Source organism: Escherichia coli DSM 30083 = JCM 1649 = ATCC 11775, from assembly GCF_003697165.2.
In the GTDB taxonomy this organism is placed as follows: Bacteria; Pseudomonadota; Gammaproteobacteria; order Enterobacterales; family Enterobacteriaceae; genus Escherichia; species Escherichia coli.
Genome location: NZ_CP033092.2, coordinates 1,166,698 through 1,182,678, shown reverse-complemented (window position 1 = coordinate 1,182,678; position 15,981 = coordinate 1,166,698). Strand labels below are relative to the sequence as shown.

The following is a 15,981-nucleotide window of genomic DNA, read 5'->3' as shown; positions in this document are numbered from 1 at the left end:
GTTAAACCTAAGTTTAGCCGATATACACAACTTCAACCTGACTTTATCGTTGTCGATAGCGTTAATGCGAATGCCGTGAAGCGAGTCCACGGCATTGCCTGACGCTTATATTATTGCAATTTCGCGCTGACCCAGCCTTTCACACTGGCTAACGCTGCAGGTAAGGCCGCAGCATCCGTACCACCGGCTTGCGCCATGTCAGGACGTCCACCACCCTTGCCGCCCACCTGCTGAGCGACCATACCAATCAGTTCCCCTGCTTTCACACGATCTGTGACGTCCTTAGATACGCCTGCAATCAGAGAAACCTTACCTTCGGCTACCGTTGCCAGCACGATAATTGTCGACCCCAGCTGATTTTTTAAATCGTCAACCATGGTACGCAACATTTTCGGCTCAACACCGCTAAGCTCGCTAACCAACAGCTTAACACCATTAACATCAATTGCCTTACTGGAAAGATTTGCGCTCTCCTGTGCGGCAGCTTGTTCTTTAAGCTGTTGTAACTCTTTTTCCAGCTGACGCGTACGTTCCAGTACTGAACGCACTTTATCAGCCAGATTATTGCTATCGCCTTTCAGCAGATGCGCGACTTCGCTTAAGCGATCGCTGTCTGCATGAACGGTGGCGATAGCGCCTTCTCCGGTTACCGCTTCGATACGACGAACGCCTGCAGCAGTACCCGATTCAGAGATGATGCGGAACAGACCAATATCACCAGTGCGGCTGGCGTGAGTACCGCCACACAGCTCGGTGGAGAAATCGCCCATGCTCAGCACGCGTACGCGCTCATCATACTTCTCGCCGAACAGTGCCATCGCACCTTTCGCTTTTGCCGCTTCGAGATCCATGATGTTGGTTTCGATCGGCAAGTTACGGCGAATCTGTGCGTTCACCAGGTCTTCGACCGCACGAATCTCTTCTGGTTTCATCGCTTCGTTGTGTGAGAAGTCGAAGCGCAGCACTTTGTCGTTAACCAGTGAACCTTTCTGCGATACATGAGTACCCAGAACCTGGCGCAGCGCAGCGTGCATCAGGTGCGTTGCGGAGTGATTCAGACGAATACGGGCGCGACGAGCCTCATCAACATCAGCCTGCACAGCGTCGCCCACTTTCAGAGAACCCGCAGCAAGTTTACCGATGTGACCAATCGCCTGGCCGTATTTCTGCGTATCTTCCACCGCGAAGGAGAAGTTAGCGCCTTTCAGTTCGCCTTTATCACCAACCTGACCGCCGGATTCCGCATAGAATGGCGTTTGATCCAGCACGACCACAGCTTCCTGGCCTGCATTGATGGCATCAACCGCTTTACCATCAACAAACAGCGCGGTCACTTTGCCGTTCAGTTCCAGATGGTCATAGCCTTTAAATTCAGATGCACTGTCAACACGGATCATTGCGTTGTAATCGGCACCAAAGCCGCTGGCTTCGCGCGCACGACGACGCTGCTCTTCCATTGCTGCGTCAAAACCAGCTTCGTCAACTTTGATGTTGCGCTCACGGCAAACGTCAGCCGTCAGGTCAACCGGGAAGCCGTAGGTGTCGTACAGGCGGAAAGCAGTTTCACCATCCAGCGTATCACCAGAAAGTTTTGCCAGCTCTTCATCCAGCAGCGCCAGACCGCGCTCCAGAGTACGGGCAAACTGCTCTTCTTCAGTCTTCAGCACCTGCTCAACCTGCGCCTGCTGTCGTTTCAGGTCTTCACCCGCAGAGCCCATAACGTCGATCAGCGGACCAACCAGTTTGTAGAAGAAGGTTTCTTTCGCGCCGAGCATATTACCGTGACGCACTGCGCGACGAATGATACGACGCAGTACATAACCACGGCTTTCATTGGACGGCATTACGCCATCCGCGATCAGGAACGCACAAGAACGAATGTGGTCTGCGATTACGCGCAGCGATTTATTGCTCAGATCGGTCGCGCCAGTGACTTTCGCTACCGCCTGGATCAACGTGCGGAACAGGTCGATGTCATAGTTAGAGTTAACGTGTTGCAGCACCGCAGCAATACGCTCCAGACCCATACCGGTATCTACAGACGGTTTCGGCAGCGGTTCCATCGTGCCATCGGCCTGGCGGTTGAACTGCATGAAGACGATGTTCCAGATCTCAATGTAGCGGTCGCCGTCTTCTTCCGGACTTCCCGGAGGGCCGCCCCAAATGTGGTCGCCGTGATCGTAGAAGATTTCGGTGCACGGGCCGCACGGACCAGTGTCACCCATCTGCCAGAAGTTGTCAGATGCGTATGGCGCACCTTTGTTATCGCCGATGCGAATAATACGTTCGCGCGGGATCCCTACTTCTTTCTCCCAGATTTCGTAGGCTTCGTCGTCGCTTTCATAGACGGTAACCCACAGACGCTCTTTCGGCAGGGCAAACCATTTTTCGCTGGTCAGCAGTTCCCATGCAAACTGAATGGCATCGTGTTTGAAATAGTCGCCGAAGCTGAAGTTGCCCAGCATTTCGAAGAAGGTATGATGACGCGCGGTGTAACCGACGTTTTCCAGGTCGTTGTGTTTACCACCCGCACGCACGCAGCGTTGGGAAGTGGTAGCGCGGGAATAATTACGCTTGTCGAGCCCAAGGAACACATCCTTGAACTGGTTCATCCCGGCGTTGGTAAACAACAAAGTTGGGTCGTTATGGGGTACCAGGGAGCTGCTGGCAACTACCTGATGTCCCTTACTATGGAAAAAGTCGAGAAACGCCTGACGGATCTCAGCGGTGCTCTTGCTCATAATTATCCTGAAATCAAGCTAACGAAATATCGCCACCAGCTCCAGCGTGTCTTAACCGCCGGGCTGGTAACTGAAAAGTGGGAATAAGATAAGTTTTCTTGACTGGGAAGTAAAATACCGTATGCGTTCAGTCGGCAAAATTTCGCCAAATATCCTGGATATCTTCCATCAGATAGCCACGATAGAGCAGAAAACGCTGGATCTTAACTTTTTCTGAAAAGACAGTTGGCAAAGGTTCGCCATATTTTCGCGTCGCCTGATCGCGCGCCAGTGCGCACCAGTCGATGTCACATTCACGCATCGCTTTTTCTGTCGCTTCGCGGGAAATACCTTTCTGATTCAGTTCCTGACGAATACGCGCAGGTCCATAACCTTTGCGGCTACGGCTGGCGATAAAGCGCGCAACAAATCGGCTGTCATCAAGATAGCCATGTTCGTGGCACCAGGCAATAACGCGCTCGTAATCTTCTGCCGTGGCATCAATCTCTTCCGGGCCATTTTTGCCCATAATAGGTGCCGCGAGTTTACGTCGCAGTTCTTGCTCACTGTGATCGCGCACCGCCAGAATGCGTACCGCACGATCCAACAGGCGAGCATATGCCGGGCGACGGGATGTTGATTCTGTCATGGCATATCCTTACAACTTAAAAAAGCAAAAGGGCCGCAGATGCGACCCTTGTGTATCAAACAAGACGATTAAAAATCTTCGTTAGTTTCTGCTACGCCTTCGCTGTCATCTACAGAGAAATCCGGCGTTGAGTTCGGGTTGCTCAGCAGCAACTCACGTACTTTCTTCTCGATCTCTTTCGCGGTTTCCGGGTTATCTTTCAGCCAGGCAGTCGCATTCGCTTTACCCTGACCGATCTTCTCACCTTTGTAGCTGTACCACGCGCCTGCTTTCTCGATAAGCTTCTCTTTCACGCCCAGGTCAACCAGCTCGCCGTAGAAGTTGATACCTTCGCCGTAGAGGATCTGGAATTCAGCCTGTTTAAACGGCGCAGCGATTTTGTTCTTCACCACTTTCACGCGGGTTTCGCTACCCACCACGTTTTCGCCCTCTTTCACCGCGCCGATACGACGGATATCGAGACGAACAGAGGCGTAGAATTTCAGCGCGTTACCACCAGTAGTGGTTTCCGGGTTACCGAACATCACACCAATTTTCATACGGATCTGGTTGATGAAGATCAGCAGCGTGTTGGACTGCTTCAGGTTACCCGCCAGCTTACGCATCGCCTGGCTCATCATACGTGCCGCAAGGCCCATGTGAGAGTCGCCGATTTCGCCTTCGATTTCCGCTTTCGGCGTCAGTGCCGCCACGGAGTCAACGACGATAACGTCTACTGCGCCAGAACGTGCCAGGGCGTCACAGATTTCCAGTGCCTGCTCGCCGGTATCCGGCTGGGAGCACAGCAGGTTGTCGATATCAACGCCCAGTTTACGTGCGTAGATTGGGTCCAGCGCGTGTTCAGCATCGATAAACGCACAGGTTTTACCTTCGCGCTGCGCTGCGGCGATCACCTGCAACGTCAGCGTGGTTTTACCGGAAGATTCTGGTCCGTAGATTTCGACGATACGGCCCATCGGCAGACCACCTGCCCCAAGCGCGATATCCAGTGAAAGCGAACCGGTAGAGATGGTTTCCACATCCATGGAACGGTCTTCACCCAGGCGCATGATGGAGCCTTTACCAAATTGTTTCTCAATCTGGCCCAGTGCTGCCGCCAACGCTTTCTGTTTGTTTTCGTCGATAGCCATTTTTACTCCTGTCATGCCGGGTAATACCGGATAGTCAATATGTTCTGTTGAAGCAATTATACTGTATGCTCATACAGTATCAAGTGTTTTGTAGAAATTGTTGCCACAAGGTCTGCAATGCATACGCAGTAGCCTGACGACGCACCGCATCACGGTCACCGCTGAAACATTCCCGCCGGGTAATGCCTTCACCACGGGCAGTGGCAAAAGCAAACCAGACGGTGCCGACAGGTTTCTCTTCACTGCCGCCATCCGGCCCGGCGATACCACTAATAGACACGGCGTAATCAGCACGAGCCGCTTTCAGTGCGCCTATCGCCATTTCCACCACGACAGGTTCGCTCACCGCGCCATGCTGTGCCAGCGTCTCTTCGCGTACACCGATCATTTGCGCTTTTGCTTCGTTACTGTAGGTGACAAATCCGCGTTCAAACCAGGCGGAACTGCCGGCAATATCGGTAATCACTTTCGCTACCCAACCGCCGGTACAAGACTCAGCAGTTGTTACGGTTGCGCCACGGGCTTTCAGCGACTGCCCAACCTGTTCGCTTAACTGCATCAGTTCACTGTCAGTCATCACAACCTCTGTCAGTCAAAAATTTATGCCGGACAAGATAACACTTTCGTCAGGAAGATGGTGTTGGCGTTGCAATTTTACGAGGAGGATTCAGAAAAAAGCTGATTAGCCAGAGGGAAGCTCACGCCCCCCTCTTGCAAATAGTTACTGTACGCGCGCCAGCGCCACGGCTTGTCCTAACTGCCAGACCGCCATTGCGTAATGGGTGCTGTGGTTATAACGGGTGATGGTGTAGAAGTTCGGCAGACCGTACCAGTACTGGTAGCCGGTGCCAACATCCAGACGCAGCAGGCTGGCTTGTTGATGGTTGCCCAGCGGCTGCTGTGGCGTTAAACCTGCCGCGGCAAGCTGCGAAATGCTGTACCTGGTTTTGAAGCCATTTGGCAAGCCTGGAGCCTGACCGTTTGCCATTACCGCGACCTGATCGCCTTTCACCCAGCCGTGCGCTTTGAAATAATTCGCCACGCTACCGATCGCATCAACCGGATCCCACAGGTTGATATGCCCGTCGCCGCTGAAATCTACCGCATATTGTTTGTAAGACGACGGCATAAACTGTCCGTAGCCCATCGCCCCGGCAAAGGAACCTTTCAGATTGAGCGGATCGTCCTGCTCGTCGCGCGCCATCAGCAGGAAGGTTTCCAGCTCGCCAGAAAAATACTCCGCGCGGCGTGGGTAGTTAAATGACAGCGTTGCCAGCGCATCGAGGATGCGAGTTTTCCCCATCACGCGCCCCCAGCGGGTTTCAACGCCGATAATCCCGACGATAATTTCCGGCGGTACACCATACACCTGCCACGCGCGATTCAACGCATCTTCATACTGATTCCAGAAAACCACACCGTTCTGCACGTTGTCCGGCGTAATAAATTTTTTGCGATAACGCAGCCATGCGCCGTTCGGACCTGATGGCGGTTTCACCGATGTGGTTGGTGCCTGGTTATCCATCAGCCGCAGTACCGAATCCAGACGTTTCGCCTGGGAGAGAATTTCCTGCAACTGCTGACGATCGAAACCGTGTTTGTTCACCATTTTGTCGATGAACTGCTGGGCATTCGGGTTATTGGCGAAGTCACCGCCCATCTGCATCACATTGTGCTGCGGCTCAAGCAGGAAGCCGCCAGACGGCGTTCCGGTGGTCGTTTCAGTCTCAGTAGGTTTTGGCTTGCTGCTACAGGCGGCAAGCAACACAAAAAGGGGAAGCAATGTTACATAACGACGCTTGAACATGAGGGGTCCATTTAACAGATTCAACCAGGGGCAAGTATGGTAAAGCATCCCGCCCCGCACAAGGAAGCGGTAGTCACTGCCCGATACGGACTTTACATAACTCAACTCATTCTCCTCACTACCTTCTTTATACAAACTTTCAAAATAAAATATTTATCTTTCATTTTGCGATCAAAATAACACTTTTAAATCTTTCAATCTGATTAGATTAGATTGCCGTTTGGTAATAAAACAATAAATACTGAAGGAGAGAACAATGATAGAAACCATTACTCATGGCGCAGAGTGGTTCATCGGGCTGTTCCAGAAAGGCGGAGAAGTGTTTACCGGGATGGTAACCGGTATTCTTCCGCTGTTAATTAGCCTGCTGGTTATCATGAACGCATTGATTAATTTTATCGGTCAGCATCGTATTGAACGATTTGCTCAACGTTGCGCCGGTAACCCTGTTTCCCGTTATCTGCTGCTACCGTGCATTGGTACGTTTGTCTTTTGTAACCCGATGACCTTAAGTCTTGGTCGCTTTATGCCGGAAAAGTACAAACCCAGCTATTACGCGGCGGCCTCTTATAGCTGCCACTCAATGAATGGCCTCTTCCCCCATATCAACCCTGGCGAACTGTTTGTTTATCTCGGCATTGCCAGCGGTCTGACAACACTGAATCTGCCACTTGGCCCACTGGCGGTGAGCTATCTGCTGGTTGGTCTGGTCACCAACTTCTTCCGCGGCTGGGTAACCGATCTGACCACCGCCATTTTCGAGAAAAAGATGGGCATTCAACTTGAACAAAAAGTTCGTCTGGCAGGAGCAACATCATGACACGCATTCGGATCGAAAAAGGAACGGGTGGCTGGGGCGGCCCGCTTGAGCTGGAAGCCACGCCGGGCAAAAAAATCGTCTATATCACCGCCGGTACCCGGCCTGCGATTGTTGACAAACTGGCACAGCTTACTGGCTGGCAAGCTATCGACGGATTTAAAGAAGGTGAACCCGCGGAGGCGGAAATTGGTGTCGCGGTAATCGACTGTGGCGGCACATTACGCTGCGGCATCTATCCGAAACGGCGTATTCCCACCATTAATATCCACTCGACGGGCAAGTCCGGCCCGCTGGCGCAGTACATTGTGGAAGATATTTATGTCTCTGGCGTAAAAGAAGAAAACATCACTGTAGTGGGTGAGGCGACACCACAACCCTCTTCCGTGGGCCGTGACTATGACACCAGCAAGAAAATCACCGAACAAAGCGATGGTTTACTGGCGAAGGTGGGAATGGGTATGGGTTCTGCCGTTGCCGTGCTGTTCCAGTCTGGCCGTGACACCATCGACACTGTATTAAAAACCATTCTGCCGTTTATGGCGTTCGTCTCGGCGCTTATCGGCATCATTATGGCTTCTGGCCTTGGTGACTGGATTGCCCACGGTCTTGCTCCGCTGGCGAGCCATCCACTGGGTCTGGTCATGCTGGCGCTCATCTGCTCCTTCCCGCTGCTTTCACCTTTCCTCGGCCCAGGCGCAGTTATCGCACAGGTTATCGGCGTATTGATTGGCGTGCAGATTGGTCTCGGCAATATTCCGCCGCATCTGGCTTTACCTGCACTGTTTGCCATCAACGCGCAGGCGGCCTGCGACTTCATCCCGGTCGGTTTGTCGCTGGCGGAAGCCCGTCAGGACACGGTTCGCGTCGGTGTCCCTTCTGTTCTGGTGAGCCGCTTTTTAACCGGCGCGCCAACTGTACTGATCGCCTGGTTTGTCTCCGGTTTTATCTATCAATAGAGGCTGAAACATGACCGTTATTTATCAGACCACCATCACCCGTATTGGCGCGAGTGCCACTGACGCCCTCAGCGACCAGATGCTCATCACCTTTCGTGAAGGCGCGCCTGCGGATCTCGAAGAGTATTGCTTCATTCATTGCCACGGCGAGTTGAAAGGTGCACTCCATCCCGGTTTGCAATTTTCTCTCGGGCAGCATCGCTATCCGGTGACCGCCGTTGGCAGCGTGGCGGAAGACAACCTTCGCGAACTGGGTCATGTCACCCTGCGCTTCGATGGTTTAAGCGAAGCGGAATTTCCGGGCACTGTCCATGTGGCAGGCCCTGTACCCGACGATATCGCGCCGGGATCGGTTTTGAAGTTTGAATCTGTTAAGGAGTAAAAAATGAATCAGGTTGCCGTTGTCATCGGTGGTGGGCAAACCTTAGGCGCGTTCCTGTGCCACGGTCTGGCTGCCGAGGGGTATCGCGTGGCGGTTGTCGATATTCAGAGCGACAAAGCCGCAAATGTGGCACAAGAAATTAACGCCGAATATGGTGAAGGAACAGCGTACGGTTTTGGTGCTGACGCCACCAGCGAGCAAAGCGTTCTGGCGCTTTCTCGTGGGGTAGATGAAATCTTTGGTCGCGTGGATTTGCTGGTCTACAGCGCCGGAATAGCAAAAGCAGCCTTTATCAGCGACTTCCAGCTCGGCGATTTTGACCGTTCGCTACAGGTGAATCTGGTGGGTTATTTCCTGTGTGCCCGTGAATTTTCGCGTTTGATGATCCGCGACGGGATTCAGGGTCGCATTATTCAGATCAACTCGAAATCCGGCAAAGTGGGCAGCAAACACAACTCTGGCTACAGCGCCGCGAAATTTGGTGGTGTCGGGCTGACTCAATCACTGGCGCTGGATCTGGCGGAGTACGGCATTACGGTGCATTCGCTGATGCTCGGTAACCTGCTGAAATCGCCTATGTTCCAGTCGCTGTTGCCACAATATGCCACCAAGCTGGGTATCAAACCGGATCAAGTCGAGCAGTATTACATCGATAAAGTACCGCTCAAACGCGGCTGCGATTATCAGGATGTGCTGAATATGCTGCTGTTCTACGCCAGTCCTAAGGCGTCGTACTGCACTGGTCAGTCGATCAATGTCACCGGCGGTCAGGTGATGTTCTGATCAACAGCGGAGATCTTTTAAGGATCTCCGCGCGACTAATAGAATGCCTGATGCGCTACGCTTATCAGGCCTACAGGACTTCCGCCACTACATTACGGAGAAGTTATGGTATCCGCACTCATCACCGTCGCCGTTATCGCCTGGTGTGCGCAACTGGCCTTAGGCGGTTGGCAAATTTCTCGTTTTAACCGTGCCTTCGACACGCTATGCCAGCAAGGGAGGGTTGGCGTGGGCCGTTCCAGCGGGCGCTTTAAACCGCGGGTCGTGGTCGCTATTGCGCTGGACGATCAGCAGCGCATCGTCGACACCTTGTTTATGAAAGGACTGACCGTCTTCGCCCGACCGCAAAAAATTCCCGCAATTACCGGCATGCATGTGGGTGATTTACAGCCCGATGTGATCTTTCCCCATGATCCACTATCACAGAATGCTCTATCATTGGCGCTTAAACTGAAACGTGGATAATTTCGTTGTGAATGTTACTAGCTTGCGAAGTTATCATTTTGAAACCTAAATCAGGTAATCACGCCCATGAAACCTCGTCAGCGTCAGGCCGCCATTCTGGAGTATCTACAAAAGCAGGGTAAATGCTCGGTTGAAGAATTGGCGCAATACTTTGACACCACAGGCACAACCATTCGCAAAGATCTGGTCATTCTGGAACATGCCGGAACCGTCATTCGTACTTATGGCGGCGTGGTGTTGAACAAAGAGGAATCCGATCCGCCTATCGATCATAAAACGCTTATCAACACCCACAAAAAAGAGCTGATTGCAGAAGCTGCCGTTGGTTTTATTCATGATGGCGACTCAATAATTCTTGATGCTGGCAGTACCGTGTTGCAGATGGTGCCCCTGCTCTCGCGCTTTAATAACATCACGGTGATGACCAACAGCCTGCACATCGTCAATGCGCTATCCGAACTGGATAACGAACAAACTATACTGATGCCAGGCGGAACATTTCGCAAAAAATCGGCCTCATTTCACGGGCAACTGGCAGAGAATGCCTTCGAGCATTTCACCTTCGATAAATTGTTTATGGGCACCGACGGCATCGATCTCAATGCGGGCGTAACCACCTTTAACGAGGTCTATACCGTCAGTAAGGCGATGTGTAATGCCGCGCGCGAAGTGATTTTGATGGCTGACTCATCGAAGTTTGGTCGTAAAAGCCCCAACGTGGTTTGTAGTCTTGAAAGCGTCGATAAGCTGATTACCGACGCAGGTATCGATCCAGCGTTTCGTCAGGCGCTGGAAGAAAAAGGGATCGACGTGATCATAACCGGAGAGAGCAATGAGTGAAGCACTACTGAACGCGGGACGTCAGACGTTAATGCTGGAGTTGCAGGAAGCAAGCCATTTACCGGAACGTCTGGGCGATGATTTCGTTCGCGCCGCCAATATCATCCTGCACTGCGAAGGCAAAGTGGTGGTTTCGGGAATTGGCAAATCGGGCCACATTGGTAAGAAAATCGCCGCAACGCTTGCCAGCACCGGCACACCGGCTTTTTTTGTCCATCCGGCAGAAGCACTGCACGGCGATCTGGGGATGATTGAAAGCCGCGATGTGATGCTGTTTATCTCTTATTCCGGTGGCGCGAAGGAACTGGATCTCATTATTCCGCGTCTGGAAGACAAATCTATCGCGCTGCTGGCAATGACCGGAAAACCGACGTCACCGCTGGGCCTGGCGGCGAAAGCGGTGCTGGATATCTCCGTAGAGCGCGAAGCCTGCCCGATGCACCTTGCGCCGACCTCCAGCACCGTGAATACCCTGATGATGGGCGACGCGCTGGCGATGGCGGTCATGCAGGCGCGCGGATTTAATGAAGAAGATTTTGCCCGCTCCCACCCAGCCGGGGCACTGGGCGCTCGCTTGCTGAACAAAGTGCATCATCTTATGCGTCGTGACGATGCCATCCCGCAGGTGGCGTTAACCGCCAGCGTGATGGACGCAATGCTGGAACTTAGCCGCACCGGTTTAGGTCTGGTGGCAGTGTGCGATGATCAACGACTGGTGAAAGGCGTCTTTACCGACGGTGATTTACGTCGCTGGCTGGTTGGCGGCGGCGCACTCACCACGCCAGTCAATGAAGCGATGACGGTCGGCGGCACCACGTTGCAATCGCAAAGCCGTGCCATCGACGCCAAAGAAATCCTGATGAAACGCAAAATCACCGCCGCACCGGTAGTGGATGAAAACGGCAAACTCACCGGCGCAATTAACCTGCAGGATTTCTATCAGGCCGGGATTATTTAATCCTTCAGCCCCAGACGTTTCGCCAGCCGATGCAGGTTGGCGACGTCGGTTTCCAGCATCCGCGCACAGGCGGCCCAGTTGTGATGATTTTGCGCCAGTGCCTGACGAATGGTTTCACGCTGGAACGCTTCTGTCGCTTCACGCAGGTTTTGCTTAACAACGGGCACCGCCGCCGCTTCTGGCGGCGGCAACGTCACCTCAGGAAAAGCAAAATGTTGCGCCTCAAGAATCACTTCATCGCCGCTGCGGGTGGCTCTCGACAATACTACCGCCCGATGAATAGCATGTTCCAGTTCGCGCACGTTTCCCGGAAAATTGTAGTGTTGCAGTAAATTTCGCGCTCCGGCACTTAATACCACGCGGGAGAGCCCCAGCCGCAAACGACACTGCTCGCAGAAATACCCCGCCAGCAGAATGACATCATCGCCCCGCTCACGCAGCGGCGGCACTGAAAGTGGAAACACGCTCAGGCGGTGGAACAAGTCAGCGCGAAATCGCCCTGCCAGTACCTCTTCGCGTAAGTCACGGTTAGTCGCCGCCAGCACGCGCACATCGACCCGCAAACTGCGGTCATCGCCAACGCGTTGAATATCGCCATACTGCAACACCCTCAGCAGCTTGGCCTGCAATGCCAACGACAACTCGCCGATCTCATCGAGAAACAGCGTGCCGTTATCCGCCATTTCAAACTTCCCGCTGCGGTTACTGATAGCACCAGTAAACGCCCCTTTCACATGCCCGAACAACTCACTTTCCGCCACACTTTCCGGCAGTGCGGCACAGTTGAGATAGACCAGCGGATTCACCGCCCGTGGCGAGGCTTCATGAATCGCTTTCGCCACCAGCTCCTTACCGGTTCCCGTCTCACCGCTAATTAAAACGTTGAGATCGGATGCCGCCACAATCTCAATCTCTTTTTTCAATTGCGTCATGCCAGGGGACAAACCAATCATCTGCGTCTGTTTCACCGCTTCAAACGGCGCGGCATCGCCTGGCAGCATATTCTGGCTTTCCAGTTGTTCAATCAGCAATGCATTGCTTAACGCTCCCGCCGCCAGTGCGGCAATCAGCCGTAGCTCTTCGTCGCTGAAAACATCGAACTGATCGGGCTGCATCCCGTCGAGCGTCAAGGCACCGATCAGGTTTTGCCCGGCAAACAACGGCAAACCAACGCAGGCGTGAACCTTCAGACTCTCCTGCCCTGGAATCAAACCGTCATAAGGATCGGGCAATTCGCTGTCTGCGGGAAAGCGCACCACATCACCCGCGCGGGCAATCGCTTCCAGCCGTGGATGACCTTCCAGCGCAAAGCGTCTACCGAGTACATCCTTCGCCAGCCCGTCGATGGCAAGCGGAATAAACTGCCGCGAGTCGTAACGTAGCAACGCAGACGCATCGCACTCCAGCACCTGACGCAGCGTGGTGATCAGGCGCTGAAAACGATCCTGATGACCAATCCCACGCTGCAATTCGATGGCGATATTCGCCAGCACATCAACGGAAAAACTCATCTTTGCCTCACTGTCAATTTGACTATAGATATTGTCATATCGACCATTTTATTGATAGTCATTTTGACTACTCATTAATGAGCACAATTTTATTTATAGAGTAAAAACAATTAGATAAAAAACTGGCACGCAATCTGCAATTAGCAAGACATCTTTTTAGAACACGCTGAATAAATTGAGGTTGCTATGTCTATTGTGGTGAAAAATAACATTCATTGGGTTGGTCAACGTGACTGGGAAGTGCGTGATTTTCACGGTACAGAATATAAAACGCTGCGCGGCAGCAGCTACAACAGCTACCTCATCCGCGAAGAAAAAAACGTGCTGATCGACACCGTCGACCATAAATTCAGCCGCGAATTTGTGCAGAACCTGCGTAATGAAATCGATCTGGCGGATATCGATTACATCGTAATTAACCATGCTGAAGAGGACCACGCCGGGGCGCTGACCGAACTGATGGCACAAATTCCCGATACGCCGATCTACTGTACTGCCAACGCTATCGACTCGATAAATGGTCATCACCATCATCCGGAGTGGAATTTTAATGTAGTGAAAACTGGCGACACGCTGGATATCGGCAACGGCAAACAACTCATTTTTGTCGAAACGCCAATGCTGCACTGGCCGGACAGCATGATGACTTACCTGACAGGCGACGCGGTGCTGTTCAGTAACGATGCTTTCGGTCAGCACTACTGCGACGAGCATCTGTTCAACGATGAAGTGGATCAGACTGAGCTTTTCGAGCAGTGCCAGCGTTACTACGCCAATATCCTGACGCCGTTCAGCCGCCTGGTAACGCCGAAAATTACCGAGATCCTGGGCTTTAACTTGCCAGTCGATATGATAGCGACCTCTCACGGCGTGGTATGGCGCGATAACCCGACGCAAATTGTCGAGCTGTACCTGAAATGGGCGGCGGATTATCAGGAAGACAGAATCACCATTGTCTACGACACCATGTCGAATAACACCCGCATGATGGCTGACGCTATCGCCCAGGGGATTGCGGAAACCGACCCACGCGTGGCGGTGAAAATTTTCAACGTCGCCCGAAGCGATAAAAACGAAATCCTGACCAATGTCTTCCGCTCAAAAGGCGTACTGGTCGGCACTTCTACGATGAATAATGTGATGATGCCGAAAATCGCCGGGCTGGTGGAGGAGATGACCGGATTACGCTTCCGTAACAAACGCGCCAGCGCTTTCGGCTCTCACGGCTGGAGCGGCGGTGCGGTGGATCGTCTTTCCACGCGCCTGCAGGATGCGGGTTTCGAAATGTCGCTTAGCCTGAAAGCCAAATGGCGACCAGACCAGGACGCTCTGGAGTTATGTCGTGAACACGGTCGCGAAATCGCCCGTCAGTGGGCGCTCGCGCCGCTGCCACAGAGCACGGTGAATACGGTGGTTGAAGAAGAAACCTCTGCCGCCACGACGGCTGACCTCGGCCCACGGATGCAATGCAGCGTCTGCCAGTGGATTTACGATCCGGCAAAAGGCGAGCCAATGCAGGACGTTGCGCCAGGAACGCCGTGGAGTGAAGTCCCGGATAACTTCCTGTGCCCGGAATGCTCTCTCGGCAAAGACGTCTTTGACGAACTGGCATCGGAGGCAAAATGAGCAACGGCATTGTGATCATTGGTTCGGGCTTCGCCGCCCGCCAACTGGTGAAAAATATTCGCAAACAGGACGCCAGTATTCCATTAACCCTGATTGCCGCCGACAGCATGGATGAGTACAACAAACCTGACCTCAGCCATGTTATCAGTCAGGGGCAACGTGCCGACGACCTTACCCGCCAGACGGCAGGTGAATTTGCCGAGCAGTTTAATCTGCGCCTGTTTCCGCACACCTGGGTAACGGATATCGATGCCGAAGCCCATGTGGTGAAAAGTCAGAATAATCAGTGGCAATACGACAAGTTAGTGCTGGCAACCGGTGCCAGCGCCTTTGTCCCGCCAGTGCCCGGGCGTGAGTTAATGCTGACGTTAAATAGTCAGCAAGAGTATCGCGCCTGTGAAACGCAACTGCGGGATGCCCGACGCGTGTTGATTGTCGGCGGTGGTTTGATTGGTAGTGAACTGGCGATGGATTTTTGTCGGGCAGGCAAAGCGGTCACGCTAATCGACAACGCTGCCAGTATTCTGGCGTCGTTAATGCCACCGGAAGTCAGCAGCCGCTTGCAGCATCGGTTGACGGAGATGGGCGTTCATCTGCTGTTGAAATCTCAGTTGCAGGGACTAGAAAAAACAGATTCTGGCATTCTGGCAACGCTGGACCGCCAGCGCTGCATCGAAGTGGATGCGGTAATTGCCGCCACCGGACTGCGCCCGGAAACCGCCCTGGCACGACGCGCCGGGCTGACGATTAATCGCGGCGTTTGCGTCGATAGTTATCTGCAAACCAGTAATGCCGATATTTATGCGCTGGGCGATTGCGCGGAAATTAACGGTCAGGTATTGCCGTTCCTCCAGCCGATTCAACTTAGCGCGATGGTGCTGGCAAAAAATCTTCTCGGCAATAACACGCCGCTGAAACTCCCGGCGATGCTGGTGAAAATCAAAACGCCGGAATTACCGCTGCATCTGGCAGGCGAAACCCAGCGTCAGGATTTACGCTGGCAAATTAATACCGAACGCCAGGGAATGGTGGCGCGCGGCGTTGACGATGCTGACCAGCTTCGCGCCTTTGTGGTCAGTGAGGATCGGATGAAAGAGGCATTTGGATTGTTGAAAACGTTGTCGATGTAGGCGAGCTACAGTGCCCCAAATGTCGGATGCGGCGCTGACGCGTCTTATCCGACCTACAGGGAACGCATGTGTTGATCACATAATACGTTTATGTCGCATCCTGCACTGTCCCAAAATGTCGGATGCGACGCTGGCGCGTCTTATCCGACCTGCGGGGATGAATATGTAGGCCGGATAAGGCGTTCACGCCGCATCCGGCAATGG

Annotated in this window: 15 protein-coding genes; 9 read left to right on the top strand and 6 right to left on the bottom strand. The window is 53.2% G+C overall.

All coding sequences use genetic code 11. The features are described 5' to 3' along the window. Nucleotides 1–110 precede the first annotated feature (110 nt). The 5 genes from alaS to mltB form a co-directional block, all read right to left on the bottom strand. A complete protein-coding gene (gene alaS, locus EAS44_RS06510; RefSeq protein ID WP_000047209.1) occupies nt 111–2,741 on the bottom strand; it encodes an alanine--tRNA ligase in 2,631 nt (876 codons plus the stop codon). Between the two features lie 127 nt (nt 2,742–2,868). Beyond that, on the bottom strand, nt 2,869–3,369 hold the full coding sequence (recX, locus tag EAS44_RS06505; protein WP_000140506.1) for a recombination regulator RecX: 501 nt from the start codon (nt 3,367–3,369) through the stop codon (nt 2,869–2,871). A 68-nt stretch (nt 3,370–3,437) separates the two neighbouring features. Continuing rightward, nucleotides 3,438–4,499 carry a recombinase RecA gene (gene recA / locus EAS44_RS06500; protein WP_000963143.1) on the bottom strand — a complete coding sequence of 354 codons (1,062 nt, stop codon included), beginning with the start codon at nt 4,497–4,499 and terminating at the stop codon, nt 3,438–3,440. Nucleotides 4,500–4,578: 79 nt separating this feature from the next. Beyond that, nucleotides 4,579–5,076, bottom strand: coding sequence for a nicotinamide-nucleotide amidase (pncC, locus tag EAS44_RS06495; RefSeq protein ID WP_000132237.1), 498 nt, complete (start codon nt 5,074–5,076; stop codon nt 4,579–4,581). 144 nt (nt 5,077–5,220) lie between these two features. Then, nucleotides 5,221–6,306: a lytic murein transglycosylase B gene (gene mltB / locus EAS44_RS06490; RefSeq protein WP_000476837.1), complete on the bottom strand. Its 1,086-nt coding sequence runs from the start codon at nt 6,304–6,306 to the stop codon at nt 5,221–5,223. 256 nt (nt 6,307–6,562) lie between these two features. Here mltB and srlA point away from each other — a divergent pair, with 256 nt between their 5' ends. The 7 genes from srlA (at nt 6,563) to gutQ (ending at nt 11,510) form a co-directional block, all read left to right on the top strand. After that, entirely contained in the window at nt 6,563–7,126 is a 564-nt protein-coding gene (gene srlA / locus EAS44_RS06485; protein WP_000573324.1) for a PTS glucitol/sorbitol transporter subunit IIC, read from the top strand. Next, nucleotides 7,123–8,082 carry a PTS glucitol/sorbitol transporter subunit IIB gene (srlE, locus tag EAS44_RS06480; protein ID WP_000196936.1) on the top strand — a complete coding sequence of 320 codons (960 nt, stop codon included), beginning with the start codon at nt 7,123–7,125 and terminating at the stop codon, nt 8,080–8,082. Before srlA ends, srlE begins: the two co-directional genes overlap by 4 nt. Before the next feature lie 10 nt (nt 8,083–8,092). Then, complete coding sequence (srlB, locus tag EAS44_RS06475) at nt 8,093–8,464, top strand: PTS glucitol/sorbitol transporter subunit IIA (RefSeq protein WP_000216203.1); 372 nt, start codon at nt 8,093–8,095, stop codon at nt 8,462–8,464. Between the two features lie 3 nt (nt 8,465–8,467). Further along, nucleotides 8,468–9,247 carry a sorbitol-6-phosphate dehydrogenase gene (gene srlD / locus EAS44_RS06470; protein WP_001077351.1) on the top strand — a complete coding sequence of 260 codons (780 nt, stop codon included), beginning with the start codon at nt 8,468–8,470 and terminating at the stop codon, nt 9,245–9,247. A 105-nt stretch (nt 9,248–9,352) separates the two neighbouring features. Further along, the gene (gene gutM, locus EAS44_RS06465; protein WP_000252912.1) at nt 9,353–9,712 is read left to right on the top strand and encodes a transcriptional regulator GutM; all 360 of its coding nucleotides are present in this window, start codon (nt 9,353–9,355) and stop codon (nt 9,710–9,712) included. Between the two features lie 66 nt (nt 9,713–9,778). Next, the gene (gene srlR / locus EAS44_RS06460; RefSeq protein WP_000804544.1) at nt 9,779–10,552 is read left to right on the top strand and encodes a glucitol operon DNA-binding transcriptional repressor SrlR; all 774 of its coding nucleotides are present in this window, start codon (nt 9,779–9,781) and stop codon (nt 10,550–10,552) included. After that, a complete protein-coding gene (gene gutQ, locus EAS44_RS06455; RefSeq protein ID WP_001287404.1) occupies nt 10,545–11,510 on the top strand; it encodes an arabinose-5-phosphate isomerase GutQ in 966 nt (321 codons plus the stop codon). The genes srlR and gutQ overlap by 8 nt, the downstream gene beginning before the upstream one ends. Here gutQ and norR read toward each other — a convergent pair. Beyond that, nucleotides 11,507–13,021 (bottom strand): nitric oxide reductase transcriptional regulator NorR, encoded by a 1,515-nt coding sequence (norR, locus tag EAS44_RS06450; RefSeq protein ID WP_000010727.1) that lies wholly within the window; start codon nt 13,019–13,021, stop codon nt 11,507–11,509. The two genes, gutQ and norR, sit on opposite strands and share 4 nt — an antisense overlap. 186 nt (nt 13,022–13,207) lie before the next feature. Between norR and norV the strand changes: the two genes are divergently transcribed. Together norV and norW are read left to right on the top strand one after the other, a co-directional pair. Then, nucleotides 13,208–14,647 (top strand): anaerobic nitric oxide reductase flavorubredoxin, encoded by a 1,440-nt coding sequence (gene norV, locus EAS44_RS06445; RefSeq protein ID WP_000029638.1) that lies wholly within the window; start codon nt 13,208–13,210, stop codon nt 14,645–14,647. Further along, nucleotides 14,644–15,777, top strand: a complete 1,134-nt coding sequence (norW, locus tag EAS44_RS06440; protein ID WP_000064713.1) for an NADH:flavorubredoxin reductase NorW — start codon at nt 14,644–14,646, stop codon at nt 15,775–15,777. The genes norV and norW overlap by 4 nt, the downstream gene beginning before the upstream one ends. Nucleotides 15,778–15,981 lie beyond the last annotated feature (204 nt).

Excerpts from the sequence above, each read along its gene's own strand:
- alaS (WP_000047209.1), bottom strand. The coding sequence starts at position 2,741 with ATGAGCAAGAGCACCGCTGAGATCCGTCAGGCGTTTCTCGACTTTTTC.
- recX (WP_000140506.1), bottom strand. The coding sequence starts at position 3,369 with ATGACAGAATCAACATCCCGTCGCCCGGCATATGCTCGCCTGTTGGAT.
- recA (WP_000963143.1), bottom strand. The coding sequence starts at position 4,499 with ATGGCTATCGACGAAAACAAACAGAAAGCGTTGGCGGCAGCACTGGGC.
- pncC (WP_000132237.1), bottom strand. The coding sequence starts at position 5,076 with ATGACTGACAGTGAACTGATGCAGTTAAGCGAACAGGTTGGGCAGTCG.
- mltB (WP_000476837.1), bottom strand. The coding sequence starts at position 6,306 with ATGTTCAAGCGTCGTTATGTAACATTGCTTCCCCTTTTTGTGTTGCTT.
- srlA (WP_000573324.1), top strand. The coding sequence starts at position 6,563 with ATGATAGAAACCATTACTCATGGCGCAGAGTGGTTCATCGGGCTGTTC.
- srlE (WP_000196936.1), top strand. The coding sequence starts at position 7,123 with ATGACACGCATTCGGATCGAAAAAGGAACGGGTGGCTGGGGCGGCCCG.
- srlB (WP_000216203.1), top strand. The coding sequence starts at position 8,093 with ATGACCGTTATTTATCAGACCACCATCACCCGTATTGGCGCGAGTGCC.
- srlD (WP_001077351.1), top strand. The coding sequence starts at position 8,468 with ATGAATCAGGTTGCCGTTGTCATCGGTGGTGGGCAAACCTTAGGCGCG.
- gutM (WP_000252912.1), top strand. The coding sequence starts at position 9,353 with ATGGTATCCGCACTCATCACCGTCGCCGTTATCGCCTGGTGTGCGCAA.
- srlR (WP_000804544.1), top strand. The coding sequence starts at position 9,779 with ATGAAACCTCGTCAGCGTCAGGCCGCCATTCTGGAGTATCTACAAAAG.
- gutQ (WP_001287404.1), top strand. The coding sequence starts at position 10,545 with ATGAGTGAAGCACTACTGAACGCGGGACGTCAGACGTTAATGCTGGAG.
- norR (WP_000010727.1), bottom strand. The coding sequence starts at position 13,021 with ATGAGTTTTTCCGTTGATGTGCTGGCGAATATCGCCATCGAATTGCAG.
- norV (WP_000029638.1), top strand. The coding sequence starts at position 13,208 with ATGTCTATTGTGGTGAAAAATAACATTCATTGGGTTGGTCAACGTGAC.
- norW (WP_000064713.1), top strand. The coding sequence starts at position 14,644 with ATGAGCAACGGCATTGTGATCATTGGTTCGGGCTTCGCCGCCCGCCAA.